The organism is Marinobacter sp. L-13 (assembly GCF_056857715.1).
The window spans coordinates 1-24,057 of the sequence record NZ_JBSXNQ010000043.1 but is presented as its reverse complement, the minus strand read 5'-3'; the positions used below and the strand labels follow the sequence as shown (position 1 = coordinate 24,057).

The window sequence follows — 24,057 nt, the reverse complement described above, 5'->3', positions numbered from 1 at the left end:
GCTTTCGCAGGGCGCTTTCCTTACTTGCCGTAATCGACTCAGCTCAGCTTCGGACCGGCTTCGACGATCGAATCTGCCACGTCGAACTTCTTGAAGTTCTCGACGAACTGGGCGATCAGTTCCTGGGCCTTGCCATCGTAGTAGTCCGGGCTTACCCATGTGTTGCGCGGGTTCAGCAGCTCGGTGTCCACGCCCGGAACATGCTTGGGCACGTCCAGGTTCAGGGTTGGCAGGTGTTCGGTTTCCACGTCGTCCAGGTCGCCATTCTGGATTGAGGCGATGATGGCGCGGGTGGTCGGAATGCTGAATCGCTGGCCTTCACCGTAAGGACCGCCGGTCCAGCCGGTGTTGACCAGGAAGACCTTGCTGCCAAACTCGTCCATCCGCTTCATCAGAAGCTCGGCGTAAACGCCGGCCGGACGGGGGAAGAAGGGCGCACCGAAGCAGGTTGAGAAGGTGGACTTCAGCTTTGAGGAGGAGCCCATCTCGGTGGAGCCAACCAGAGCGGTATAGCCACTCAGGAAGTGGTAAGCGGCGCCTTCGCGGCTCAGGATGGACACGGGCGGCAGGACGCCGGTCATGTCGCAGGTCAGGAACACGATGTGAGATGGCTCACCGGCGCGGTTCTCGATCACGCGCTTTTCAACGTGCTCAAGCGGGTAGGCGCAGCGGGAGTTTTCGGTGAGGGATACGTCGGTGTAATCCGGCTCACGGGTCTCAGGGTCGATGGTCACGTTCTCGACAATGGCACCGAAACGGATGGCGTCCCAGATGATCGGTTCATTTTTCCGGGTCAGGTCGATGCACTTCGCGTAGCAGCCACCTTCGATGTTGAATACGGTGCCCGGGCCCCAACCGTGCTCGTCGTCACCGATGAGGAAGCGGTGCGGATCGGCGGAGAGGGTAGTCTTGCCAGTGCCGGACAGGCCGAAGAACAGGCAGGTTTCGCCGTCTTCACCGACGTTGGCCGAGCAGTGCATGGGCAGCACGTCTTTTTCCGGCAGCAGGAAGTTCTGCACGGAGAACATGGCTTTTTTCATCTCGCCGGCGTAGTGCATGCCAGCCAGCAGAACCTTGCGCTTGGCAAAGTTGATCATCACGCAGCCGTTGCTGTTGGTGCCATCGCGCTCGGGATCGCACTCGAAGTTGGCGGCGTTCAGGATCTGCCATTCCTGCTTGTCGGCCGGGTTATAGCTGTCCGGACGGATAAACAGGTTTCGGCCGAACAGATTCTGCCAGGCGGTCTCGGTCGTCATTTTGACCGGCAGGTAGTGCTCCGGGTCGGAACCAACATGAACGTGAGACACGAACTGGTCTTTCTCGGCGATGTAGGCTTCAACACGATCCCAGAGGGCGTCGAATTTTTCAGCGTCGAAAGGACGGTTGATCGGACCCCAGTGGATATCGTCCGAGGTGCTGGGCTCCTCGACAATATAACGGTCCTTGGGAGACCGGCCCGTGCGCTCACCGGTTTTTACGACCAGGGAACCGTTGGATGCCAGCTGGCCTTCTTCACGCGCCAGTGCCACCTCAACCAGTCGTGCTGTACTCAGATCACTATAAGTGTTGCTCACTTCGACCTCGCCCTCGGGATGTCTTAGTGATTGCTCAGGCCGCTTCCTAAAATTGACGGAAATCTGAGCAATCGGGTCAATTCAGGCGCGCTATTATGCCAGAGACGCCGGTAAAAAACGACTGCCCGGGAAGCCTTGCTATCAGCGGGTTCCCGGCTAATCGAACGTGTTTCTAGTGTAGCGTATGACCGGTGAAAAGATGATCAATATCATTTCTATCGAAGCGATAGTGAGCATGACAGAACTGGCAGTCCATTTCGATAGAGCCCTCTTCCTCGAGGATGCTGTAACACTCCTCGCGGCCGATGGCTTCCAGGGCACCGAGGGTACGCTCCCGTGAGCAGCTGCACTGGAAGGCGACCGGTTCGGAGTCAAACAGGCGTACGGTCTCCTCATGGAACAGGCGGTGAAGCAGGGTTTCGCTGTCCAGCTCCAGTAATTCGGAGGCTTCCACGGTTCGGGCCAGATGGTTTACCCGGTCCCAGAGGTCTTCATCCTCCTCTGTGGCGCCCGGCAGGCGCTGTAGCATCAAGCCGGCGGCGCCGTTTTCGTCGGCAAACAGGAACAGGCTGGTGGGAATCTGCTCCGAGCGATCAAAGTATTCCTCAAGGCAGCCGGCGAGTGTCTCCTGATCCCGGGGTACAACGCCCTGATAACGGTTGCCGCGGTTGGGCGTGATGGTAATAGCCATCCGACCCTCGCCGAGCAGATCGTGGAAGCTGTCTTCGCTGACCGCATGCTCATCAAAGCGGGCCAGGCCGCGGATGTGTCTGTCGTGGCTGCACTCGGCCATTAATGTGCGCAGAGGCCCTTCCCCCTGGGCCTGTACCGACAATGTACCCTCAAACTTCAGGGTGCTGCTCATCAGGATGCTCGCCACCAGTGCTTCTCCGAGGAGTTCCCGGACCGTGTCCGGGTAGGGCGCCTGGCTGCCGATTTCCTGATAGCTGTCCGCTAGCTGAACCCAGGCTCCCCGCACCTGGCTGTGTTCAAAGATAAAGCGCTGGAACTGGTCGCGGGCTGCCATGTTGTGTCTCCTGAATGCTGAATGCCGGTCGTTGCACGTTTGACTGAGGGCGGGGATGTAATAAAGGGTTCAGAGGCCGTTCTGTTCGCGAAAGCGCTGAATGTCCCTTCGGTCTTTCTTTGAGGGGCGTCTGGCCGGAGGAAGCTGCGCTGCCTGCATAGTTTTACGCTGCCAGGCCATTTCCTCGCGTTTCTTAACGCTGTCTTCGGTTTCGTGGTAGAGCTTCTGAGCTTCGGGTGCACCACGGCGCCGGTCGCTGATGTCATCAACAATAATGATTTTTTCCTGCCAGCCCAGGCGCAACGTCAGCTTTGCGCCGGCTTCCACCAGCCTGCCGGGTTTGCATCTCTGGCTGTTGTAGTGGACCTTGCCACCCTCGATCGCTTCCTTGGCCAGGGAGCGGGTCTTGTAGAATCGGGCGGCCCAGAGCCATTTATCGAGTCTTACACGTTGGTCGTCAGCGGTTGATGCCGTCATGTCTCCTCACCTGATGGGCTTGTAGCCCAATTATAACCCTGTCATCGGCCGGATGGCAGGGGCGACCGCTGGCGAAGCGCGGGGAGAATTTCATCGAAGTGATGAATACAGGGTATTTCCGGGTGCTGCTCCCGGGCTTCCTGCTGGCTGTCCGGCGCCAATACGGCCAGACATTGGGCAATGCCGGCCTCCAGCGCACTTTCCAGCACCGGAAAACTGTCGTCGACCATCAGGGTGCTTTCGGCCTGGTAAGGCGTTACTCGCTGGAGGTCCTGCCAGAACGAGGGATCTTCCTTGGGCTTGCCCAACTGGTGGCTGGAAACAATGGCATCCACCCGTGTATCAAGGCCGGTTCGTTTCAGCTTCAGGGCCAGGGGGTCGGGGTGACAGTTGGTGACAATCACCGAGTGAAGCCCGACTTGTCGGAGGGCATCGAGAAAATCCGTGACGTGGGGGCGGTAACCGATCCGGTCACCTACCTCTGCTTTCAGCCCCGTGATGTCGAGGGACAGCCGCTCGCTCCAGTAATCGGTGCAATACCAGTTCAGTGAGCCGCGCTCGGCCATGATCATCGGAATCAGGCGGTCTTTCGCTTCCTGGGGGTGGAGGTCGTAGTGCTCGGCGTACCTTGCCGGCAGATGCTCGAGCCAGAAGTGGTTATCGAAATGCAGATCCAGCAGTGTCCCGTCCATATCCAGGAACACCGTGTTAAGCGAGGACCAGTCAACCATAGAGAAAAACAGCCTGAAGAATTTTCTTCAGGCTGCCGGAGTTCGCTCGTCGGGGCAAGCCGTGATAGTACGGAGGCGCGCCCGATGGAGCCGGATCAGTTGCTGGTCTGGACCGTCTCGGGTTTCTTGCCGGTACGGGTGCAGCCCAGGCAGCGCACGAAGGTCGCCTTGGCCGGGCCCATTACCAGAACTTCCCCTGCTTCATCAGCGTTGCCGCCCAGCAGGGAGAAGGGCAGGGAGACCAGGTAGACAGCGCTGCCCACGATGGTGGTAGCCAGCAAGGCCGGGCGAACAAAAATCGCATCACCGGTCATTGCCAGTGCCGACGGGGTTTCGTCCACGGCCTGGGCGTGCCCGAGGGATGAGAATGCCAACAGGCAGGCCGCCACAGTGGCTACCAGGGTGCGGGAAATCTTGCGGGTCATCTTACTGTCTCCTGAGCTTTAGTGGCCCTGAAAGGGTACTGCTTTAAAGAAAAGCAAACCCGGATCGTATCAACCGGATACCATCCTATTGTAAACCGTGGGCGTTAATCCTCTGTTAACTATGAATCATATTTGCGCATTTTCAAACGATTTTTCGTTGCAGAATGTGCGATCTGGTAAGCGTTCAGCGCTGGCAACGGGGACAGTAAACCGTTGAGCGATTGTTCATCCGGATTTCCTTCAGTGGCGCCCCGCATTCCTTGCAGGGCTGGCCGCCCCGGCCGTACACCAGCAGGGACTGGGCAAAATAGCCGGGCTTGCCATCGCTGTTCACGAAGTCCCGGAGGGTGGTTCCTCCCGTCAGAATGGCGGCGCTGAGCGTTTCCCGGATGGCTTCGGCCAGCCTGTGATAGCGGTCGAGGCTGATTCTCCCGGCTTTGCGCCGGGGATGAATGCCCGATTTGAACAGCGCTTCATTGGCATAGATGTTACCGGCACCCACGACCACCTGATTGTCCATGATGAACGATTTCACCGGTGTGTTTTTGCCGCGGGAGAGCCGGAACAGGTGCGCGCCATTGAATTCCGGGGCCAGGGGTTCTGGACCCAGGTGGGTGATCAGCGGGTGCTCTTCGGCGGAATCAGCCCACAGCCAGCAGCCGAACCGGCGTGGGTCGTTGAATCGAAGGATGACGCCAGACTGTAATGCCACGTCGATATGATCATGGGTCAGGGGAGGGGTATTGTCAGTGATGATGCGCAGGCTGCCGGACATGCCAAGGTGAACAATCACCGTGCCCCGGTCCATGTTCAGGAACAAATACTTGGCCCGGCGGTCTACACTTTTAATCACCTGACCTTCCAGTTTCTCGCCCAGATCGGCCGGAACAGGCCAGCGCAGACTGCCGTTGCGGACTGTCACTCGGGTTATTGTCTCGCCTTCGCAGTGGGGTGCTATACCCCGTCGGGTCGTTTCTACTTCGGGCAGTTCAGGCACGGGCGGGAATCTCCGGTGGAAAACGACTAAGTGTAATCAGTAACAATTTTGCATCCAAATGCTGTTGTTGTGGCTTACAGCTGTACGCTAAAGTGTGAAGGTTGGCCTCGCGCCAAAGATATTGATTTTGAGGATTTGCTATGTGGTTTAATGGTCTTCTTGACCTGTCGGTGATGCAGGTCATTCTGGTCACCCTCGGAATGACACACGTCACGATTGTCAGTGTAACGCTCTACCTGCATCGCCATTCGGCGCATAACTCGCTGGACCTGCATCCGGCCTTGAAACACTTCTTCCGGTTCTGGCTCTGGTTAACCACTGCGCAGAACACCAAGGAATGGACCGCCATCCATCGTAAACACCACGCCAAGTGCGAAACCGAGGAAGATCCCCACAGCCCGGTCGTCTTGGGTATTCGCAAGGTACTGTTCCAGGGCGCCGAACTCTATGCGGAATCGGCGACGCCCGAAACGCTCGAGCGCTATGGCCAGCGGACACCGGAAGACTGGGTGGAGCGCAATGTTTACAGCCGCTACAAGATGCTCGGCATCGCGTTGATGGCGGTAATCAACCTGGCCCTGTTTGGCGTTCACGGTATCTGGATCTGGGCGGTGCAGATGATGTGGATTCCAGTCTGGGCTGCCGGAGTGGTCAACGGTATCGGCCACTGGATGGGTTACCGGAACTACGAATGTGCCGATAACGCCCGCAATATCAGCCCACTGGGTTTTCTGATTGGCGGTGAAGAGTTGCACAACAACCACCATACCTATCCCAACTCCTCCAAGCTGTCTCGCCGCTGGTTCGAGGTGGATATCGGCTGGGGCTACATCCGCCTGTTCCAGTTGTTCGGACTGGCCAAGCCCAAGGGTTATCGACCCATTGCCCACCATGTGCCGGGTAAACTGGAGGTGGATGTGGAAACGGTTCAGGCCATCGCCAACAACCGGTTCGATATCATGCGCCAGTACCGTAAACGTGTCATGGAGCCGGTCCTGCGCCAGCAGAAGTCGCTGATGGACGATGAGATCCGTCCCCGTTACCGGAAGCTCAAGCAACTGCTCTCCCGTGAGATCACACTGATTCAGCCGAAGGAGAAGGAAACCCTCGAGTCTGTGCTGGAGCGCAATGCGGTGCTGCGCCAGATCTATGAGAAGAGCCACGAGCTGCAGGCCCTCTGGCGCCAGCGTGGGCTCAAACCCCAGGACAAGCTGAACGCGCTGATGGAGTGGTGCCGTGAGGCGGAAGCCAGCGGTATCCGCTATCTGGAAGAGTTCGCCGAGCACCTCCGGGCCTACTCGCTGCGCCCCTCAACCTGATGCCGGGTAGAGAATCGACGTAAACCTGCTTCGGCGGGGAATCCGGGGCCAGATGAAAGCGTTCATCTGGCCCTTTTTTATTCTGGCCCGGAAACAACCCGGAACAGGGAGTAGGTGACCTGTCCCGCACTCTTTTGCCTGTGCAGCTGCCAGGAAACGGGCACAGAAGGCGTTGGCAGCTCGCTCTCGTGTTCCATGTAAACCCAGCCGCCGGGTTTGATCCACGCCTGTTGTTCCAGCAACGGAAACAGCTTTTCGAGCCAGCCCTGGCGAAACGGCGGATCCATGAACACGATATCGAATGGCGGCCGGTTTCTCTGGGCCAGATAGCTTTCGACGTCCGAACACACCACTTCGCCGTTGTCGGATTTCAACAACCGGAGGTTGTCCCGCAGTGCTTTGGCCAGAGCTGGCGTGTGGTCCACGAGGGTGGCCTGCCCGGCACCCCGGGAAAGAGCCTCTAGCCCAAGCGCGCCGGAGCCGGCGAACAAATCGAGGCAGTCACTGCCGGCAAGGTGGAAGGCAAGCCAGTTGAACAGGGTTTCCCGGGTGCGCGCGGGGGTGGGTCGAACGCCACCGGCGTCCGGAAAGCGCAGTTTCCGGCTGCGCCAGTCGCCGCCAATGATTCGCAGCTCACCTGTGCCGCTGCCTTTGCCAGCCGGAGCCGCCTCGCGACCGGCTGGGGATCTCGTCTGGTGAGACCTGCTTGCGGATTGTCTGCGCGCCATAGCCGCCGCTCCACGGAAATATTCGGTTCAGGATATGTGCCTGCATCTTACCGGAAACGTTTACGGTCGCGATAATCGGAGCGACCCTCACTTCACCGGGACAGTCTGCTAGAATACCGGCTTTCTTTGTCCCGCCCATTCAGACTGATGGATTGATTTTTATGACGGCAGAGTGGATTTCAATCGGCCTCCTGGCCCTTCTTGTGCTCGTATTTGTCCTGGATATCGTCGGCAACCGTAGCCGGGCACCACGCCCCAAGCCGGTGCCGCAGCGCAAGCCCGAGGTTTCCAAAGGGCCGGCACCAGAGCCGGAAGAGGGCGAGATTGAAGCGCCTGCCGCAGAGCCACAACCAGAGCCGGTGGCTGAGCCGGAACCGACCCCAGAGCCCGAGCCCGCGGAAGAACCGCAGAAAGCACCGGAACCGGAGCCTCAGGTCAGCGTTTTCGAGCGCATCAAAAAGGGGTTGGGCAAAACCCGGGCAAGCCTGACCGGTGGCTTGTCCGACATGTTCTCGCTTGGCAAGAAAATCGATGAGGAACTGCTGGAGGAAATCGAGACTACGCTGCTGATGGCAGACGTCGGCGTAACCGCCACTTCTGAAATCATCGACTCACTCACCGACAAACTTGAGCGCAATCAGCTCAAAGACGGCGAGGCCCTGCGTAAGGCTCTGAGGGATGAACTGCATGGTCTGCTGAAGGATGTCACCAAGCCACTGCAGATCGACTCCGGCAAGACGCCTTACGTGATTCTCATGGTGGGCGTAAATGGGGTGGGCAAGACCACCACCATCGGCAAGCTCACCAAGAAATTCCAGAACGAAGGAAAATCGGTCATGCTGGCCGCCGGCGATACCTTCCGTGCCGCTGCGGTTGAGCAGCTGCAGGTCTGGGGCGAGCGCAACAAGGTTCCGGTGGTGGCGCAACACACCGGCGCTGACAGTGCCTCGGTGATTTTCGATGCCATCCAGTCGGCCAAGTCCCGTGGTGTTGATGTGGTGATTGCCGATACTGCCGGCCGCCTGCAGAACAAGGACAACCTGATGCAGGAGCTGGAAAAGGTGGTCCGGGTTATGAAGAAGCTGGACGAATCCGCACCCCACGAGGTCATGCTGGTGCTGGATGCAGGCACCGGCCAGAACGCCCTGAGCCAGGCGCAGGTGTTCCAGCAGGCCGTCGGCGTCAGTGGCATTACGTTAACGAAACTGGACGGCACGGCCAAAGGCGGTATCGTGTTTGCCATCGCCCGTCAGTTGCAGTTGCCCATCCGGTTTATTGGTGTCGGCGAGCAGGTGGACGACCTGCGCAGTTTTGATGCCGAAACCTTTGTGGACGCCCTGTTTGACGAATAGCCCGGAATCCAGCCGCGCGGAAGCCGCCCATGATTGAGTTTCGCCAGGTCACCAAGCGTTACGACAGTGATCACACCGCTCTGCGACAGGTCAATTTTGGCCTGGAACGCGGCGAGCTGGCGTTCCTGACCGGCCATTCCGGCGCCGGCAAGAGTACCCTTCTGAAGCTGATCATGGTGATGGAGCGCCCCAGTGCCGGTGAAGTGGTGGTTGGGGGGCAGGTTCTGAACCGTTTGCCCCGACGCCAGATTCCCTACATTCGTCGTCACATTGGCGTGGTCTTCCAGAACCACCAACTGTTGTTTGATCGCACGGTGTTCGACAACGTCGCCATGCCACTGGAAGTCATGGGCGCCTCCCCCAGAGATACGGGTCGCCGCGTGCGCGCGGCCCTGGACAAGGTGGGTTTGCTGCAGAAGGAAAAAATGAACCCGATGCAGCTCTCTGGCGGGGAGCAGCAGCGCGTGGGTATTGCCCGGGCGGTGGTGAACAAACCCCCGGTGCTGCTGGCGGATGAGCCCACGGGTAACCTGGACCCGGCTCTGTCTGCGGACATCATGAATCTGTTCGGGCAGTTCAGCCAAGTGGGTGTGACCGTGTTGATCGCAACCCACGACATCGCCCTGATCAACGAGATGGGGCGTCGAACACTGAAGCTGGATCATGGCCGTCTGGTGGCCGGCGGCACGCCAGTTCTCGGGGGAGGTGTCCATGGCCGCTGATCCCCGCAAGAAAGCACAGCCTACCCGCGGCGCCAACCAGGCTCGCGCGCCCTGGCGTGAGCAGGCAGAAAGTTATTTCATCCATCACCGCAAGGTCGCCAGGGACAGTGCCAACCGCCTTTTGCATACACCGGTGGCGAGTCTGATGACGTGGACGGTCATGGGGGTTGCCCTGGCGCTGCCAGTGGCATTGCTGTTGCTGCTGACCAGTCTTCAGGGAGTCAGCGCAGGCTGGGAGAGCAGCGCCCGGGTGACCGCCTATATCGAGTTGGATGTGCCTCTCGAACGAGCCCGAGTGCTGGGTAACGAGATTTCCGGAGACGGCCGGGTGGCAGGTGTTGAGCTGGTGGATCGCGACCAGGCGCTTGCGGAGTTCCGCGCTTCATCGGGCCTGGAAGATGCTCTGGACTATCTCGAGGATAATCCGCTGCCACATACCCTGCTGATTACCCCGGAAGAGGGCGCCCGGTCCACTGAGGGTGTTGAGGGGTTGGTGCGGTTTATCGAGGGCATGGAAGGCATAGAGCGGGTTCAGGTAGACCTGGGCTGGTTGCAGCGGCTGAACGCCATGACGGATCTTCTTGCCCGTGCTGTCTGGGCGTTGGCGATCCTGCTTGCGGCGGCGGTTGTGCTGGTGATCGGCAATACCGTACGGCTTTCAATCGAGAGCCGTCGGGACGAGATTCTGGTTGCGAAGCTGGTGGGCGGAACAGACAGCTTCGTTCGCAGGCCCTTTCTGTACACCGGCGCCTGGTTCGGGCTCGGTGGTGGGATTGTTGCCCTGATATTACTGCAATTGTCACTTTGGTGGCTCAGCGGGCCCATAGAGCGGCTGGCAGGCCTGTACAGGAGCGACTTTTCCCTGGATGGGCTGCACATTGATGGCGCCCTGGCGTTGATAATTGTTTCGATGCTGCTAGGCTGGCTAGGCGCTTGGGTGGCCGTGAAGCGTCATCTGGATGACATGGAGCCGGGTGATATTGCCGGAGGAGCATGATCCGAATAACGGGAAAACCGTATTGAAGAGACAGCTTCTATTGGCGTAAGTTGTTAGATAGTAAAGCCACGGTGAATTTCCCAGATAGTTGTTTTATAACGTTTTACTGGGAATTTCGGGAACTTTCAGGGTTCTTGGCGGTCTAAAGAGTAATTGATATATTTAGGGCCGTTGGGTTCGGAGGTTAGAGCATGGGTACGAGTTTACAACTGGTTGACAGACTGGTTCCGGGTCAGAATCTCGAGTCTTATATTCAGGCTGCGAGCCGCATCCCGGTGCTCACAGTTGACGAAGAGCGGGAGCTGGCTGAACGGCTCCATTACGAGGGCGATGTGGAAGCCGCCCGTCAGCTGGTTATGTCCCACCTGCGCTTCGTGATTCACATTGCCCGGAGCTATTCCGGCTATGGCCTCGCTCAGGCGGATTTGATCCAGGAAGGCAACGTTGGCCTGATGAAGGCGGTCAAGCGCTTCAATCCTGAGTACGGTGTGCGGCTGGTGTCTTTTGCGGTGCACTGGATCAAGGCAGAGATTCACGAGTTTATCCTGCGTAACTGGCGGATTGTTAAAGTGGCCACCACCAAGGCCCAGCGTAAGCTGTTCTTTAACCTTCGCAGCCAGAAGAAGAAGCTTGCGTGGCTCAGCCATGATGAGCTGAACGCTGTTGCCGAGGATCTGGGTGTCGAGCCCAGGGTCGTCCGCGAAATGGAAGGCCGGCTGGCGTCTCAGGATACCGCCTTTGACGGTCCTCAGGACGACGATGACGACAACGCCTATCAGGCGCCTGCGTACTATCTGGAAGACGCTCGCAGCAACCCGGCGACCCAGCTTGAGAACGCGGATTGGTCGGACGATTCCAATGGCCGGCTGATGCAGGCTCTGGGGCAATTGGATGAGCGCAGCCAGGATATTCTCCGGGAGCGCTGGTTGTCTGAAAGCAAGTCGACCCTGCACGAGCTGGCCGACAGGTACGGCGTCTCGGCCGAGCGTATCCGGCAGCTGGAGAAAAATGCGATGAAGAAGATTCGCATGCAGATGTCAGAGGTGGCCTGAGTTATTGGCTAGCCACTGAATACTTGAGTCGTAAAAACGCCACCACCGGTTCCGGTTGGTGGCGTTTTTGTTTGTATAATCGGAAACTTGACCTGGGTGCAGAAGCGATTGGGTGGGCCTTTCCAAAACACGCTGTGAATACATCCATGTACGCTCGGCTCCGCCATCCATGGCTCCGCACGGTTCTGGAAAGGCCCACCCAATCCCTTCTCCAACCTTCGTACAAGGCCTGAAAAATGACTCATAAACACCTTCATATCGCATTCCTTGGCATCGGCCTGATGGGCGCGCCCATGACCCGTAACCTCCTGAACGCGGGTTTTCCAATGACTCTGTGGAACCGCACGTCCAGCAAGTGCGAGCCGTTTGCCTCTGAGGCGGTGATCGCCGAATCCCCGGCGGAAGCGGTTGCCAATGCCGATGTGGTGATCACCATGCTGGAGAACAGCGATGTGGTGGAGCAGGTGCTGGTCGCCCAGGGCGCGATTGATGCCCTGAAGCCGGGCGCGCTGGTGATTGATATGAGTTCAATTCAACCTTCCGTGGCCCGGCGGCATGGCGAGTTGGTTGCAGAGCAGGGCGCTGGGTATGTGGATGCGCCGGTGTCCGGGGGGACTGTGGGCGCGGCTGAAGCCCGCCTGAGTATCATGGCGGGTGGCTCGGAAGCGGATGTGGATCGCGCCCGGCCGGTGTTCGAGGCGCTCGGCAAGTGCACGCGGATTGGTCCTGTTGGCGCGGGGCAACTGGCGAAGCTGGCCAATCAGGCTATTGTTGGTATCACCATTGGTGCTGTGTCCGAGGCGCTTTTGCTGGCGGCGAAAGGCGGTGCCGATCCTGCCGCTGTGCGGGAAGCGTTGCTGGGCGGGTTTGCCGGTAGCCGGATTCTGGAGCTCCATGGCCAGCGGATGATCGACCGGGAATTTGCACCCGGCGCGCCGGCTCGGATCCAGCTAAAGGACATGCGGATGATTCTGGATGAGGCCCGTGCGGAAGGGTTGACCCTGCCCCTGGCTCAACAGACGCACAATGAATACCTGTCGCTGGTGGCCAATGGCCACAGTGATGTCGACCACAGTGGCCTGTTGCTGGAGCTGGAGCATCTGAACGGTGCCCTGCTTGGCTCCCTTGGCCGCGGACCGAAGGAGTAAACACGCCATGCCCCGTTTTGCTGCCAATCTGTCCATGCTGTTCACGGAAGTGGACTTTCCCGAGCGCTTTGCCATGGCCCGGGCCGCGGGTTTTGAGGGCGTGGAATACCTGTTCCCCTATGCCTACCCCAAAGAGCGACTCGGCCAGATGCTGAGCGATAATCAGCTGACTCAGGTGCTGTTCAATCTGCCGCCCGGTAACTGGGACGCCGGTGAACGGGGCATCGCCTGCCTGCCGGACCGGGTTGAGGAGTTCCAGGCCGGCGTGGATCAGGCGATCGACTATGCCAAAGCCCTTGGCTGCCGGCAGCTGAACTGCCTTGCGGGGCTGAAGCCGGCGAACGTTTCCGATGACATTGCCTGGCAGACGTTGGTGAGTAATGTCGCCTGGGCAGCGGGCAGGCTGGCTGACGAGGGTATCACCCTGTGCCTGGAAGCCATTAACTCGCGCGTGGATATGCCAGGCTTCGTACTGGATACCTCCGGCAAGGTGCTCGCACTGATCGAGGAAATCGACGCGGACAACGTGCGCCTGCAGTACGACCTTTACCATATGCAAATCATGGAAGGGGATCTGGTGCGCTCCATGGAGTGTCTTTTGCCCTGGATCGGCCACATTCAGTTTGCGGACAACCCGGGGCGACATGAACCCGGCACGGGGGAGATTAACTTTTCGAATGTTTTTGCGGCCATCGATGCCATGGGATATGACGGCTGGGTAAGCGCGGAATACCGGCCTACCGGGGCAACCGGTGACAGTCTAGGCTGGTTTCCGGGGAAAGCCTGACCGTCGCCATTGGCGACACCCTCTTACAAGATCGTAACTGGCCGGGTTGCCAACTTCTTCGTACCCTTGTCGTTACTGTAATCCGCTATCGGGAGGAGAGCCGGTGAAAGCGCTGGTAATCGAAGACGATCAGGACGTTGCAAATTATCTTGTCAAAGGGCTGAAGGAATCCGACTTCGTGGTCGACCATGCAGCCGATGGCAAGGAAGGCATGATGATGGCGGCCAGCGAGGATTACGACATCATGATTGTAGATCGCATGCTGCCGGGAATGGACGGTCTGTCCATTATCAAAACCGTGCGTGCGACCGGAAACCAGGTGCCGGTTCTGATTCTCAGCGCCCTGGGTGATGTGGACGACCGCGTGGAAGGTTTGCGTGGCGGCGGCGATGACTACCTCACCAAGCCGTTTTCATTCACCGAATTGTTGGCCCGTATCGAATCCCTGGTGCGCAGAAATCGGCAGTCGGCGGAAACCGAGACCGTACTGCGGGTCGCCGATCTCGAAATGGATCTGCTTGCACGCACGGTAAAGCGGGCCGGCCAGAATATTGATGTCCAGCCGCGGGAGTTCCGTCTGCTGGAGTACCTGATGCGTAATGCCGGCCAGGTGGTCACCCGGACCATGTTGCTGGAGAAAGTCTGGGATTACCATTTCGATCCCCAGACCAACGTTATCGACGTACACATCAGCCGGCTGCGAGCCAAGATCGATAAGGAATTCGATACACCCTTACTGCAGACCATCCGGGGTGCAGGGTACATGTTACGTGAAACTGCTTAGCCAGCTCAGGACCTCGTCCTTCCAGCTAGCCCTGCTGTACATGGTGGTGTTCGCCACCTCGGTATTTCTGTTACTGGCCTTTATCTACTGGCGTACGGCGGGCTTCATGACCGCCCAGACCGACGAAACCATTGAAGCGGAAATCGCCGGTCTGGCGGAGCAGTATCGTGGCCGTGGCGTAAATGGCCTCATCACCATCATCCGTGAACGTGTTGCCCGCGACCCCAACGCCAAATCCATCTATCTGCTGACCACCGACGACTTTCTGAAGCTGGCCGGCAACATAGAGACCTGGCCGGAAGGCAGCCGTTCAGAGAGCGGCTGGATCAACTTCACCCTGAACGAATCCGTCGGCTGGACCGGGCCCGAACGCCTCGCCCGTGCCCGGATCTTTGAGGTTCAGGGTGGCTTGCGCCTGCTGGTCGGGCGGGATGTCGACGAACTCACTAACCTCAAGCGGGTAATTGAAACCGCCATCAACTGGGGTATGGGGATCACCCTTGCCCTTGCGCTGCTTGGTGGCTTCCTGATGAGCCGCAGTACGACCCGGCGTATCGAGGTTATCAACAACACATCACGTCGGATCATGAACGGCCACCTTTCCCTGCGGATACCAACCCGTGGCACCGACGATGATTTCGACCAGCTGGCGGAAAACCTCAATCAGATGCTGGACCGGATTGTGTATCTGATGGAGGGCATCCGGCACGTTTCCGACAGTATTGCCCACGATTTGCGCACGCCCCTGACCCGACTCCGCAACCAGCTTGAAAACACGCTGATGTCGGTGGATAACGACGAGGCGAGGGAGCAGGCCGGCCGCGCCGTGGCGGAGGCCGATCAGCTGCTGGCCACCTTCAACGCATTGTTGCGCATCGCCCGCCTGGAAACCCGTGGTAATACCGCCGACATGAAACCTGTGCCGCTGGATGAGTTGGTCACCGATGCCTGTGAGCTCTATGAGGCCTTGGCTGAGGATAAGGACCAGTCGTTCGAGCAGGGCCTGGAAAGCGGAGTGATGATCGAGGGCGACCGCGACCTTCTGTTCCAGATGGTCAGCAACCTGATTGATAACGCTATCAAATATACGCCGGAGCATGGCGTTATAGGCGTATCTGTTCGGCGCGAGGGTGCCGATGCGGTGTTTGAAGTCCGGGACAGTGGAATCGGTATTCCCGATGCCGAGAAAGACCAGGTCTTCCAGCGGTTTTACCGGGTAGGCAAGAGCCGTTCTTTACCGGGTAATGGTCTGGGCCTGAGCCTTGTGAGCGCTGTTGCGGAAATACATCAGGGCCGGATTGTCCTGAGCGATACGCATCCCGGAGAGGCGTCGCCGGGGCTGACCGTGGCTGTGAAGATTCCCGCCTTTACCGAAGCCCGCAAACGCATTCGCGCGGCCCAGGCGGAACAGCCGGCAGATTCAGCGGCCGGGGAAACCCGGGCCGCCTCTCAATCAACCGGCGTAAATACTCACTGACTGGCGCGAAACCGGTTGATCCTCGACAGCACCGGGGCAACCAATGCATCTCTGCGCGACTCGATTTCGTGAGTAATCCTTTCAACCTGGGAGCGGCGACGGTTCACGCGTACCTGAATGCTGTCCCATTCACCTTCCAGGTGCTTCTGCTCTACCGCCAGAAAAGCCGCAATGTTGTGGCGGTTGATCTTGCCGGTAATCCCGTACTGGTCCAGCCGGTAGCCTATGGCATCCACGCCATTAAGCGCCAAGTTCAGCAGGGTCTGAGTGTTCATATTGGTATCTCCGTGAATGGAAGCGGTAAAAATCTGTATGACGCTAACGCTATGCTCAGGACCTAGAGTGTGCAACCTAATTCCGACTTCGCGGGTCTTCATATTCCCTGACCAAAAGGTAATTCCTCGGCCACTCCGGTGTAATCCAGGCTGTGCATAATGGAAACTGTAGCTTTGGAAGCCTGCACGATTTGTTGCTTGCTTCTCCCTCCAGCACAGCGCTAGCCTTACCCCGTTTTTACGGGGTTTTTTTATGCCCTTCCCATTTCTGATTCCCATCTGGCAGAGGACGTTGCAAAACCAATGACCCAGGTTCCCGGTAATGGCGGCCCCCGCCCGCGATACATCACGCCGGAAGGCGAGCGGGCCTTGCGTGATGAATTGCAGTATCTCTGGAAGGTAAAGCGCCCGAAAGTCACCCAGGCCGTGCGTGAAGCCGCCGCCCTTGGCGATCGGTCCGAGAATGCCGAGTACATCTACGGCAAGAAGCAGTTACGGGAAATCGACCGGCGGGTGCGTTTCCTCAGCAAACGCCTGGAAGAGCTTACCGTGGTTGACCGTTTGCCGGATGACCGGGACAAGGTGTTTTTTGGCGCCTGGGTGACGGTGGAAGACGAGGACGGTGATGAGCAGACCTATCGGCTGGTCGGCGCGGACGAGTTTGATCTGAACAAAGGCTACCTCAGCATCAACTCACCCCTGGCCCGGGCCCTGATTGGCAAACGCCTGGACGATGAAGTGAGCGTTCGCACCCCGGAAGGATGGAAGTCGGTGTTCGTGGTTGGTATCCGCTATCAGGCACCGGCCGACCACAAGTGAATAATGTCACAAAATTGGCGAGTGCCCGGGCAGGTTGTGTGATTTGTCGATAGACTGATCAAAATTTGTCAAAACTGTACGCAGACAGGATAGTCTGTTGGGGAAAAGCCATGGGTATGCGTGGAAACGCCAGGAGCGTTCAGAGCAGGGTGGGCACACCGCTGGTGTTGGCGGGGCTGCTAGTGGTTCCGGTTTATACGGGCGGCGCGTTTGCGCAGGGCGACGGTGAGGACAGTGCGTTTCAGTACGAGGAGCGCTCGACCATCGACACCATCCCCCTGAGTTCCATGGAAGAGGAGACCCTGGCCAACACGGTGATCGAAGGTGGTTTGACGGCCCCGGCTGCGGGTGTGCCGCTGAAGCCCCGGGTTGAGGACGATTTTTACCTGGATCCGCTGGGCCTTCGCCCCGGTGACAGCCGTACCGACCTTGGCCGTTCCCAGATTCCGGTGGAGTTCCGGTTCAGCAATCCCAAATCCATTCCCGGGCAGACCCACAGCAACAACTACGTGATCCGTCCACCCGAGAACCGCACCTACGACGCTCTGAACATCAATATGAACGAGCGCTGAGGCAGATTATCAGGCTGCGGCGCAGCCGTTGTCCCCGGCGGACGTCTTACCCAGTACATCCTCATAGAAAAATGTCAGGGCCTGGCTGGCCTGATTAAACCGCGCCCGGGATACTCGCATACCATTGGTGAGGTACTCCAGAAACCGCTGGCGGTCTTCGTTGGCAAGCGCATCCGGATCTTTCAGATCGCTAAACAGCACGAATCGGGTGATCCAGTGGAGGTAGGTTTGCTCTGAGCGGTGATTGAGCTTGTGCTTGTGGATTGCGTCCTTGACCCGGCCCACAAGGCCTGGCTGGGATTGTTCCAGCGCCTCGGTGATGTCCATAAATTACTCTTCCTGATGAATTTGTATTGTTATTTTGCGCGCATCTTATGACAGGCAATTTACGAGCGCAAAGCAAAATTCAGGAAGATTGACTCTGGTCATTTTATGACCAGAGTCTGGGCTGGAAACACGATTACTTCACGGCTTCGAGTTTGTCGATGTACTTCTGCATGGCCTCATCGCTGGACATGCCTTTCAGCTTCTCCCAGGCATCAAACTTGGCGCGGCCGACAAAATCCATCATGCCCGGACGCTTGCCGGACACATCGCCCTCGGTGGCCTGTTTGTAGAGGGCATAGAATTCCAGTTTCATCTCGTTGGAGGGTTTGAAATCGCCCTCGGCAGTCTGGATGTAGTTGACGGCTTCGTCGAAGCGGGTTTTCAGGTCACTCATATCCGATTCCTCTATCTGGCTTCTGTTTCATAAAGTGCCCTCACCTCAGCGATGTGGGGCCGCACTGCCTCAATATCCCTGACGGGGGCGTTGCGAGCCATTTCACTGGAGCTGATGGCACCTTCCATCATTGTACGGATGTTTCGCATGTCGGCTTCAGGCAGACCCTCTTCAAGTGAAGCCATGTAGCTTTCCATTGCTCCTGTATCAACTGCTGGCTGGCCTTCCATGTCGATTGCCATGTACGCCGTGAAAATACGGTCGCCAATCCGGCTCCACTGTTCGAGGTTCTCGAAGCCGTGACTCTCAACCACGTTACTGACCTTTTTGAGAGTGGGTGGATGGTTGCTGAGTTCGTCTACGAAACCCGAATATACGCTGGTGAAATCCATATTCCAGTCTTCATCATCGTCTGAGAAGTCTGTTGCCTGGTTTCCCGCAATTTGGTCAAGAAGATTAGTGACTTCTTGCTGGCTGGCCATAAACGATTTAATGGTAGAGCTTTTGAGGCTGTCGGCCATGGCTGGCATGACCAGCAGCCACAGCGTAAATACCATTGAAAGTTGAAGGCAACGGCGGTGGATATCCGTGCGAGGTGCATGGGTGTGCATCGAAAGTTCCTTCTTTCTGTGGATGTGTAGTTCTCGTCCTTTACGAGCCGGAGAGCAAAACCGGCGCGAGAGGATAATCTACAATATTTCCCCATCGCCAGAAAGCTGGCCCTTCCTTAAACACGCCCCATGTCTCAGAACTCTGCTCCAGCCAGATCACTGCTTTGCTCGAATGGGAGCGTGGTGACATGATGTGCCGTGCCGCTGCCCGGATCGGCAGCCTTTCTTGACGCTGAATAAGGAATGTTCATGTTTCTGAGAGTGCTTTTCCTACTGACGTTTTCTCTTTTTGCTCCATTAGTGATCGCCGAAGAGCCAGACCATCCGCTCCTGACTCGCTATCCAGGTGCAGAAATCGATGAGTGGCTTTATACCGAATACGAGAAAGTCGACCTGCCAACGGGGCCCCTAGACGCTGGAGGCAATTTGCACATCGATACCCTGGTTGGTGATCTCACAAGAATAGTTTACGAAATTGAGAGTGTTTCCACGCTGAAGGTATTCGAAAACTACAGAGGTGCACTCAAGGAATCGGGTGCACAGTTGGTATCGGTTTGTGAATTGGATGAGTGTGGAGATAAGGATTCAGGCCTGCATGAGCTTGCCGCGAGCGTGGCTGGTGTCAGCTACTTCGGCAGTAACTTTTATCGTAAACCGTATTTCCTCCGGGCAAGCCTCTCTGGCGCGCAGGGCATGGTGCATGTCGGCCTTTTCGTGGGAGGTTTTGACGGTGACGTGAGGGTGCAGCAGGTCGTTGTAGAAGAGGTGCCCCGCCAGAACACCCTGATTTCCGTTTCCGAAGAGTACCTGTCTCGCGCGCACAAGGATGCGGCCACTGGAGATCAGCGAACAGCCGAAGAGAAGAAGCAGGATCACCCCATGATGGCGCGATACCCAGGCGCCCGACTTTACCGATCCCGAACGGTTGAGTACGAGAAAATGTCGCTTCCTCTCACCGTTCTGAACTCCGAGGGGGTCGCGTCTGAAAACCTGGACCTGACTGGCGATATCACTCAACACTCTTATCAGATAGAGAACGTTTCAACGCTGAAGGTGTTTCAAAATTATCTCGAGGCGATCGAAAAGCTCGGTTTTACGTTGGAGTATGCCTGTGAAAAGGCTGAATGTGGTGGAGACGATGCTTCGGAAGCGTTGGGCGAGCGTCTTGCAGTCACCGGCGATGTTGAGAATTATTTTCGAGACCCTCACTACCTGATTGCCAGCCGTGAGGTTGCGGAAGGGCGCGTTGTGGTCGGAATATACGCGGGTGGGTTTGAAGGCGAAGTCTGGCTGCAGCAGGTTGTCATTGAAGAGACGGGCACTGAGAACGACCTGATTGAGGTCAATGCGGATCAGCTCTACCAGGAAATCGAGCGATCAGGTAAAGCGCTTGTTTATGGAATCTATTTCGATACGGATTCAGCTGAAGTAAAGGAAAACTCCGCTGAGGCCCTGGAGGCTATTTCGGAACTGATGACTTCCCACCCCGAGCTGGATCTATACGTAGTGGGGCACACGGATGACACTGGAGAAAGCGACTATAACCTGAGCCTTTCCGGCCGACGGGCGGCTTCGGTTGCCGAGGTGCTCACCGCCCAGTACTCGGTAGAGAGTGGACGACTGGCCGCGGCCGGCGTTGGGCCTTATGCTCCGGTGGCTGGTAATGAGTCGAAAGAAGGGAAACGTCTTAATCGGCGTGTCGAGCTGGTTCGCAGGCTTTAATGATGTTGCGCCCTCGGGCCAAAACAGCAAGCACGCCGAAGAACTGGCTAATGTGGTTAAGTTCTCGGTTTTTTAATAAACGTGAACGGAATATTGACGGTTTAGAGATGGCAGAGTAGTCTTCTTCCAAGCTGATCAGGACGTCAGCAGGCTAACACATGGAAGTGAGTCGAGTTTTGCCCTTACGGATTAGGGTATCTTACCTTACGGTTTTCTCTTCGCACTGTTCCCCCAATAGCCCCTCGTGTGTCACGGATTATGTCGGCCGCAAAGCCTTGGCAATGGATCCGTAATACCGCTGCTACTGACTGGCTGCCTAATGGACTAATGGTTTTTCAGGGAGATTTTTATGCAATCGGTAAGAATTCGCCGCATTCGCGGTCAAGGCATGACTGAATACATCATCATCGTGGCACTCATCGCTGTTGCGGCTATCGGCGTTTATCGTCTGTTCGGCGATACCGTCCGTCAGCAAATGGCCGGTTTGGCCAATGAGCTTTCGGGCGAATCTGGTAAGAGTGCCAGGGACGCGGCAAAAACCTCTGCAGATAATGCGGAGACGGCAGCCAAGACCAAAAAAGATCTGTCCAATTACTACGACGGGAATCAAAAGTAGAGGCTGCTGCGATATATTCGGGGCTGTCAAGGCAGTCCCCGACCATCATAAAACTTCTTCGGGGATTTATTATGAAGGCTGCGCGATTACTGATCGCCATTGGCATCTTGGTTTCATCATCTGCTGTGGCAGAGCCGTATGCGCAGTGGGGTGTTTTTGCTGATGGCACGCCACTCTCGGAAATCGATGCGAGCGTTAAAATGCCCTCAGCCTCGGATGTTCCGATCCCACTCGCACCAGGTGGCGTATTTGTTGGCGGTGGTGGAGATTCCGACTGCACGATCGGAATCAGAAGCAAGCAATCAGTTGAACAAGTATGTACTTTCTATCGCTCAGTATTAGATTCATCAATCTATCAGAGAGTTGAAGATCTGGAGATCGAAGGGCATCCCAGTTGTGCCATTTATGAACACGGGGATGTAAAAAATGGTGCCGGAGTCTGGGTTTTCGAGAGTACAGATCCACTTTTTGTTATTAATGGCAGCACTTTGATCCATGTGAACTATCAATCAGAAGATGGAAAAGCATGCGATGTCTGATGTGTTGTTATGTGAAAAAAAAAGCCTCAAGAACCGATCTTTAGCTAACATAAATTCTTTGAAACAACGCGGGAGTATCCTCGTTTATTATCTCTCGTTGTTGGCTTTATTGGCGCTCATTATTAGTTACTCGTTCAATGCTAGTCGTATTTCTTCAGAGAAGACTCGGTTGCAAAATACATCCGATGCTGCGGCATTCAGTGTGGCAACGGTTGAGTCCAGAGATCTTAACTTTAAGGCTTACACCAATAGGGCTATGGTTGCCAATCAGGTCGCCATCGCGCAATCGATCAGCATAGTTTCTTGGGCCAGGTTTATTGATCGATTTGTGAGCAACCTGTCTCATATAACAAGTTTTTTCCCGCCTCTTCGGGCAGTTTTCGCGGGGATCTCAAGCGCTGTTTCATCGGCAGTTCGAGGGTTGGATAGCGCGATCAACGTAGTTATTTTCGGTATCAATTTTCTAGAGCAACAACTCAGCAACGCTCAACAAATACATCATCTCGGCACAGTACTAATGGCGCGAGAAATATTTACTAATGTTGTTAAAAAAAATGATCCCGATGTTGATCGGTCAATTACCCTTCAGCACTCATTGTTTATTCAAAGATATCTTAAGAACCATGAGTCTTTCACTCAGAGGTACAGCCCGGAAAAAGTCACAAGGACATTGAGATCTCGCAGCCGGCAGAAGTACACCGAAAATAAAAACCGTATGGATGAGTTTCGTTCGGTGACTTTGCGTTCAAGGGACGGGTTCTCCAGAAACAGAACCTACAATTGGATGGGAACGGTCTACATTCCGTTTGATTTCCGAGTCAAGATACAGAAAACCGGTGGCAGTGAACTGACCGGGAGCTCCAGGAAGCCGGATGAACACGGCAACTATTACACTTGGTCAGCGATGGATACTATGGCTTTTCATGGAAGCTATTATCGTTGCAGTTGGACAAGTGGATGCGGTTGGCGCTCCTGGCGAGAATTCTTGCCTGTCGCCTGGGGGGCTGCGGCCACTGGTGGGGAGCGACCATTTGATTTTTTCAGGGGATTGGGTGGCCGAAACCGCTACGCGAACTCCTATAGAGTGAACCGTTGGGCCTCTCGTTTGGCGGCATTGGAGTTCAATCGAAATGGATCGACTGGTGTCTTTAATGGCTTGCGTGCTTTCTACGATATCAAAGAGGACGGTCTGATCAGTGAAGCACCAGGCGTCGCAGTACTATTGACGAAACCTCACGGAAACAGTGGCGTCAGGACGTCCAAGTACACCGACTTTGGCAGCGGCTCCAGCAATCTCGATGTTGAGGGCGCTGGTGGATTGCATAAAAACAGATTGTCTGCATTGAGTCAGGCCGTCCCTTACTTTTCTCGGCCGAATGGCATAAACGTTTTTCGCCGATCAGATCGTTTGAGGGAATACGGCAACCTCTACAATCCGTTTTGGCAGCCACGCCTGTCTAAGCTTGAGGATAAGAACCGGATGTTACGGCTGGCGGCAACCCTTCTATAGTTTTTGAGAATCTTCAATGTCAGGGAGTGACATCGATGAAAACAACAGAATGCCGAGGGCATAGGGATCAATCAGGGCAGGCCTTGGCCGAGTTTCTTGTTGTGGCAGGTTTTGTACTAGTGCCCCTGGCCCTTGGAACCGTTTTCCTGATGAAAATCGGCAATACCCAGCACGAGATGCAGGAAGCGGCTCGATACGCTGCCTGGGAGCGTACAGTATGGTCGCCGGCTGGAAATAGCCCACATCAAAAAGTGAACACTGTTGTTCTGAACGAGACGGTTGCGCGAGTTTTGGGCGAGCCCGAACGCCCCATCGATAGTCGTGAAGATGGCCGAACGGTTGCCCCAAGCGGCCGTCAACTTGACCCTATGTTGAGTGTAAATATGGGGGCAGGCATTCGGCGACCGGTCTTCAAGGAGGAGTCTGGCGCTCTACAGGCTTTTTCGTTCAGTGACGCCAAAGCTGCCAGTGGTGGCGTCGCAGGGGCACTCGGCAAAGTTGTCGCCTTCGGTTTGGATCTCAATGAAAAAGGGCTCCAGACATCCACATTAACCTGGAAGCATGATTGGATTCCTGCACTGGATTTCGGCTGGCAAGCTATTTCGAGCAGCAGCACAAATACGCTCCTCACCGAAAGCTGGAATGCGGGTTCCCCCGCGCGCATTGAGGATTCGATTGATGGCATCGTTGCAACCAGTCTGGTTTCAAATCTTGGTATTGCGTCAGCCTTGGGTAAGCTGTCTGGTTTGGCGCGATTTAAAGATTTCAGAAAACTGGAACTGGGGAAGATCGATGTGGATAGATTACCGTGCCACCGCTTAGCGAAGGCTAGGGGGCGGCAGTCATGTTGATCAGACAACTCCCTCTATCAGGAAGCCTTTACCGAACGTGGGTTTATCGGGCACTGAGAACAGTGGTTATCTGGGGTGTTCCAGCTCTAGGGGTCTGCGCGGCAGAAGTATTTTGAGCAAGTGACCCCGCCGCGTCGAATCACAGTTCGGCCCGAGAACGTATCCACAATATCCAGCCGAATAGAGTCTCGATTCTCTCTATTCAGTCAGTCAAGACGGTTATC

The 24,057-nt window shown here is 56.5% G+C and carries 27 protein-coding genes; 16 read left to right on the top strand and 11 right to left on the bottom strand.

The features are described 5' to 3' along the window. Window positions 1-38 precede the first annotated feature (38 nt). From AC13DD_RS05190 to mutM, 6 genes are all read right to left on the bottom strand, one after another. Window positions 39-1,574, bottom strand: a complete 1,536-nt coding sequence (locus AC13DD_RS05190) for a phosphoenolpyruvate carboxykinase (protein WP_008175663.1) — start codon at window positions 1,572-1,574, stop codon at window positions 39-41. 172 nt (window positions 1,575-1,746) lie between these two features. Beyond that, window positions 1,747-2,601: an Hsp33 family molecular chaperone HslO gene (gene hslO, locus AC13DD_RS05185; protein ID WP_008175666.1), complete on the bottom strand. Its 855-nt coding sequence runs from the start codon at window positions 2,599-2,601 to the stop codon at window positions 1,747-1,749. Window positions 2,602-2,670: 69 nt separating this feature from the next. Further along, entirely contained in the window at window positions 2,671-3,078 is a 408-nt protein-coding gene (hslR, locus tag AC13DD_RS05180; protein WP_008175667.1) for a ribosome-associated heat shock protein Hsp15, read from the bottom strand. 41 nt (window positions 3,079-3,119) lie between these two features. After that, window positions 3,120-3,809, bottom strand: a complete 690-nt coding sequence (gene yrfG, locus AC13DD_RS05175; protein WP_273017516.1) for a GMP/IMP nucleotidase — start codon at window positions 3,807-3,809, stop codon at window positions 3,120-3,122. Between the two features lie 95 nt (window positions 3,810-3,904). Beyond that, complete coding sequence (locus tag AC13DD_RS05170) at window positions 3,905-4,234, bottom strand: hypothetical protein (RefSeq protein WP_008175672.1); 330 nt, start codon at window positions 4,232-4,234, stop codon at window positions 3,905-3,907. A gap of 184 nt (window positions 4,235-4,418) precedes the next feature. Then, complete coding sequence (gene mutM / locus AC13DD_RS05165) at window positions 4,419-5,231, bottom strand: bifunctional DNA-formamidopyrimidine glycosylase/DNA-(apurinic or apyrimidinic site) lyase (protein WP_482930931.1); 813 nt, start codon at window positions 5,229-5,231, stop codon at window positions 4,419-4,421. 140 nt (window positions 5,232-5,371) lie between these two features. Between mutM and AC13DD_RS05160 the strand changes: the two genes are divergently transcribed. Beyond that, window positions 5,372-6,550: a DesA family fatty acid desaturase gene (locus AC13DD_RS05160; protein WP_482930930.1), complete on the top strand. Its 1,179-nt coding sequence runs from the start codon at window positions 5,372-5,374 to the stop codon at window positions 6,548-6,550. Between the two features lie 77 nt (window positions 6,551-6,627). Here the strand turns inward: AC13DD_RS05160 and rsmD are convergent, their stop codons facing one another. Then, the gene (gene rsmD, locus AC13DD_RS05155) at window positions 6,628-7,278 is read right to left on the bottom strand and encodes a 16S rRNA (guanine(966)-N(2))-methyltransferase RsmD (protein WP_008175679.1); all 651 of its coding nucleotides are present in this window, start codon (window positions 7,276-7,278) and stop codon (window positions 6,628-6,630) included. 161 nt (window positions 7,279-7,439) lie between these two features. Here rsmD and ftsY point away from each other — a divergent pair, with 161 nt between their 5' ends. The 8 genes from ftsY (at window position 7,440) to AC13DD_RS05115 (ending at window position 15,597) form a co-directional block, all read left to right on the top strand. Next, window positions 7,440-8,630, top strand: coding sequence for a signal recognition particle-docking protein FtsY (gene ftsY, locus AC13DD_RS05150; RefSeq protein WP_008175681.1), 1,191 nt, complete (start codon window positions 7,440-7,442; stop codon window positions 8,628-8,630). 29 nt (window positions 8,631-8,659) lie between these two features. Then, window positions 8,660-9,352 (top strand): cell division ATP-binding protein FtsE, encoded by a 693-nt coding sequence (gene ftsE, locus AC13DD_RS05145; RefSeq protein ID WP_008175683.1) that lies wholly within the window; start codon window positions 8,660-8,662, stop codon window positions 9,350-9,352. Beyond that, entirely contained in the window at window positions 9,342-10,349 is a 1,008-nt protein-coding gene (gene ftsX, locus AC13DD_RS05140; RefSeq protein ID WP_008175686.1) for a permease-like cell division protein FtsX, read from the top strand. The genes ftsE and ftsX overlap by 11 nt, the downstream gene beginning before the upstream one ends. 191 nt (window positions 10,350-10,540) lie before the next feature. Beyond that, window positions 10,541-11,401, top strand: coding sequence for an RNA polymerase sigma factor RpoH (gene rpoH, locus AC13DD_RS05135; protein WP_008175688.1), 861 nt, complete (start codon window positions 10,541-10,543; stop codon window positions 11,399-11,401). Between the two features lie 236 nt (window positions 11,402-11,637). Then, entirely contained in the window at window positions 11,638-12,549 is a 912-nt protein-coding gene (locus AC13DD_RS05130; RefSeq protein WP_053113261.1) for an NAD(P)-dependent oxidoreductase, read from the top strand. Window positions 12,550-12,556: 7 nt separating this feature from the next. Then, on the top strand, window positions 12,557-13,336 hold the full coding sequence (gene hyi / locus AC13DD_RS05125; protein WP_008175692.1) for a hydroxypyruvate isomerase: 780 nt from the start codon (window positions 12,557-12,559) through the stop codon (window positions 13,334-13,336). A 103-nt stretch (window positions 13,337-13,439) separates the two neighbouring features. Continuing rightward, window positions 13,440-14,120 (top strand): winged helix-turn-helix domain-containing protein, encoded by a 681-nt coding sequence (locus AC13DD_RS05120; protein ID WP_008175694.1) that lies wholly within the window; start codon window positions 13,440-13,442, stop codon window positions 14,118-14,120. Further along, on the top strand, window positions 14,107-15,597 hold the full coding sequence (locus tag AC13DD_RS05115) for a HAMP domain-containing sensor histidine kinase (protein ID WP_053113260.1): 1,491 nt from the start codon (window positions 14,107-14,109) through the stop codon (window positions 15,595-15,597). Before AC13DD_RS05120 ends, AC13DD_RS05115 begins: the two co-directional genes overlap by 14 nt. Here the strand turns inward: AC13DD_RS05115 and AC13DD_RS05110 are convergent. Beyond that, on the bottom strand, window positions 15,591-15,872 hold the full coding sequence (locus AC13DD_RS05110; protein WP_008175698.1) for a hypothetical protein: 282 nt from the start codon (window positions 15,870-15,872) through the stop codon (window positions 15,591-15,593). The two genes, AC13DD_RS05115 and AC13DD_RS05110, sit on opposite strands and share 7 nt — an antisense overlap. A 303-nt stretch (window positions 15,873-16,175) precedes the next feature. Here AC13DD_RS05110 and greB point away from each other — a divergent pair, with 303 nt between their 5' ends. Both greB and AC13DD_RS05100 read left to right on the top strand, forming a co-directional pair. Then, complete coding sequence (greB, locus tag AC13DD_RS05105; RefSeq protein WP_053113259.1) at window positions 16,176-16,691, top strand: transcription elongation factor GreB; 516 nt, start codon at window positions 16,176-16,178, stop codon at window positions 16,689-16,691. Between the two features lie 110 nt (window positions 16,692-16,801). Continuing rightward, window positions 16,802-17,263 (top strand): hypothetical protein, encoded by a 462-nt coding sequence (locus tag AC13DD_RS05100; protein ID WP_053113258.1) that lies wholly within the window; start codon window positions 16,802-16,804, stop codon window positions 17,261-17,263. Between the two features lie 9 nt (window positions 17,264-17,272). Here AC13DD_RS05100 and AC13DD_RS05095 read toward each other — a convergent pair whose 3' ends face one another. From AC13DD_RS05095 to AC13DD_RS05085, 3 genes are all read right to left on the bottom strand, one after another. After that, on the bottom strand, window positions 17,273-17,590 hold the full coding sequence (locus tag AC13DD_RS05095) for a site-specific integrase (protein ID WP_053113257.1): 318 nt from the start codon (window positions 17,588-17,590) through the stop codon (window positions 17,273-17,275). A gap of 133 nt (window positions 17,591-17,723) precedes the next feature. After that, complete coding sequence (locus tag AC13DD_RS05090) at window positions 17,724-17,984, bottom strand: acyl-CoA-binding protein (protein ID WP_053113256.1); 261 nt, start codon at window positions 17,982-17,984, stop codon at window positions 17,724-17,726. 11 nt (window positions 17,985-17,995) lie between these two features. Then, the gene (locus AC13DD_RS05085; protein WP_104270913.1) at window positions 17,996-18,595 is read right to left on the bottom strand and encodes a hypothetical protein; all 600 of its coding nucleotides are present in this window, start codon (window positions 18,593-18,595) and stop codon (window positions 17,996-17,998) included. A 249-nt stretch (window positions 18,596-18,844) separates the two neighbouring features. On the opposite strand from AC13DD_RS05085, the gene AC13DD_RS05080 reads away from it, so the two are divergent. The 5 genes from AC13DD_RS05080 to AC13DD_RS05060 all read left to right on the top strand — a co-directional run bounded on the left by AC13DD_RS05080 (window position 18,845) and on the right by AC13DD_RS05060 (window position 23,833). Beyond that, a complete protein-coding gene (locus AC13DD_RS05080; protein WP_158254287.1) occupies window positions 18,845-20,317 on the top strand; it encodes an OmpA family protein in 1,473 nt (490 codons plus the stop codon). Window positions 20,318-20,666: 349 nt separating this feature from the next. Next, entirely contained in the window at window positions 20,667-20,933 is a 267-nt protein-coding gene (locus AC13DD_RS05075) for a Flp family type IVb pilin (RefSeq protein ID WP_104270911.1), read from the top strand. Between the two features lie 71 nt (window positions 20,934-21,004). Further along, window positions 21,005-21,472 carry a hypothetical protein gene (locus tag AC13DD_RS05070; RefSeq protein WP_146083414.1) on the top strand — a complete coding sequence of 156 codons (468 nt, stop codon included), beginning with the start codon at window positions 21,005-21,007 and terminating at the stop codon, window positions 21,470-21,472. Further along, window positions 21,465-22,982 (top strand): pilus assembly protein TadG-related protein, encoded by a 1,518-nt coding sequence (locus AC13DD_RS05065; RefSeq protein ID WP_158254286.1) that lies wholly within the window; start codon window positions 21,465-21,467, stop codon window positions 22,980-22,982. The genes AC13DD_RS05070 and AC13DD_RS05065 overlap by 8 nt, the downstream gene beginning before the upstream one ends. A gap of 35 nt (window positions 22,983-23,017) precedes the next feature. Then, window positions 23,018-23,833, top strand: a complete 816-nt coding sequence (locus tag AC13DD_RS05060) for a TadE/TadG family type IV pilus assembly protein (RefSeq protein WP_104270909.1) — start codon at window positions 23,018-23,020, stop codon at window positions 23,831-23,833. The last annotated feature ends 224 nt before the right edge of the window (window positions 23,834-24,057 follow it).

Coding starts and splice junctions, on each gene's coding strand:
- hslO (WP_008175666.1), bottom strand. CDS start 2,601: ATGGCAGCCCGCGACCAGTTCCAGCGCTTTATCTTTGAACACAGCCAG.
- hslR (WP_008175667.1), bottom strand. CDS start 3,078: ATGACGGCATCAACCGCTGACGACCAACGTGTAAGACTCGATAAATGG.
- yrfG (WP_273017516.1), bottom strand. CDS start 3,809: ATGGTTGACTGGTCCTCGCTTAACACGGTGTTCCTGGATATGGACGGG.
- AC13DD_RS05170 (WP_008175672.1), bottom strand. CDS start 4,234: ATGACCCGCAAGATTTCCCGCACCCTGGTAGCCACTGTGGCGGCCTGC.
- AC13DD_RS05160 (WP_482930930.1), top strand. CDS start 5,372: ATGTGGTTTAATGGTCTTCTTGACCTGTCGGTGATGCAGGTCATTCTG.
- rsmD (WP_008175679.1), bottom strand. CDS start 7,278: ATGGCGCGCAGACAATCCGCAAGCAGGTCTCACCAGACGAGATCCCCA.
- ftsY (WP_008175681.1), top strand. CDS start 7,440: ATGACGGCAGAGTGGATTTCAATCGGCCTCCTGGCCCTTCTTGTGCTC.
- ftsE (WP_008175683.1), top strand. CDS start 8,660: ATGATTGAGTTTCGCCAGGTCACCAAGCGTTACGACAGTGATCACACC.
- ftsX (WP_008175686.1), top strand. CDS start 9,342: ATGGCCGCTGATCCCCGCAAGAAAGCACAGCCTACCCGCGGCGCCAAC.
- rpoH (WP_008175688.1), top strand. CDS start 10,541: ATGGGTACGAGTTTACAACTGGTTGACAGACTGGTTCCGGGTCAGAAT.
- AC13DD_RS05130 (WP_053113261.1), top strand. CDS start 11,638: ATGACTCATAAACACCTTCATATCGCATTCCTTGGCATCGGCCTGATG.
- hyi (WP_008175692.1), top strand. CDS start 12,557: ATGCCCCGTTTTGCTGCCAATCTGTCCATGCTGTTCACGGAAGTGGAC.
- AC13DD_RS05110 (WP_008175698.1), bottom strand. CDS start 15,872: ATGAACACTCAGACCCTGCTGAACTTGGCGCTTAATGGCGTGGATGCC.
- greB (WP_053113259.1), top strand. CDS start 16,176: ATGACCCAGGTTCCCGGTAATGGCGGCCCCCGCCCGCGATACATCACG.
- AC13DD_RS05100 (WP_053113258.1), top strand. CDS start 16,802: ATGGGTATGCGTGGAAACGCCAGGAGCGTTCAGAGCAGGGTGGGCACA.
- AC13DD_RS05095 (WP_053113257.1), bottom strand. CDS start 17,590: ATGGACATCACCGAGGCGCTGGAACAATCCCAGCCAGGCCTTGTGGGC.
- AC13DD_RS05090 (WP_053113256.1), bottom strand. CDS start 17,984: ATGAGTGACCTGAAAACCCGCTTCGACGAAGCCGTCAACTACATCCAG.
- AC13DD_RS05085 (WP_104270913.1), bottom strand. CDS start 18,595: ATGCACACCCATGCACCTCGCACGGATATCCACCGCCGTTGCCTTCAA.
- AC13DD_RS05080 (WP_158254287.1), top strand. CDS start 18,845: ATGTTTCTGAGAGTGCTTTTCCTACTGACGTTTTCTCTTTTTGCTCCA.
- AC13DD_RS05075 (WP_104270911.1), top strand. CDS start 20,667: ATGCAATCGGTAAGAATTCGCCGCATTCGCGGTCAAGGCATGACTGAA.
- AC13DD_RS05070 (WP_146083414.1), top strand. CDS start 21,005: ATGAAGGCTGCGCGATTACTGATCGCCATTGGCATCTTGGTTTCATCA.
- AC13DD_RS05065 (WP_158254286.1), top strand. CDS start 21,465: ATGTCTGATGTGTTGTTATGTGAAAAAAAAAGCCTCAAGAACCGATCT.
- AC13DD_RS05060 (WP_104270909.1), top strand. CDS start 23,018: ATGAAAACAACAGAATGCCGAGGGCATAGGGATCAATCAGGGCAGGCC.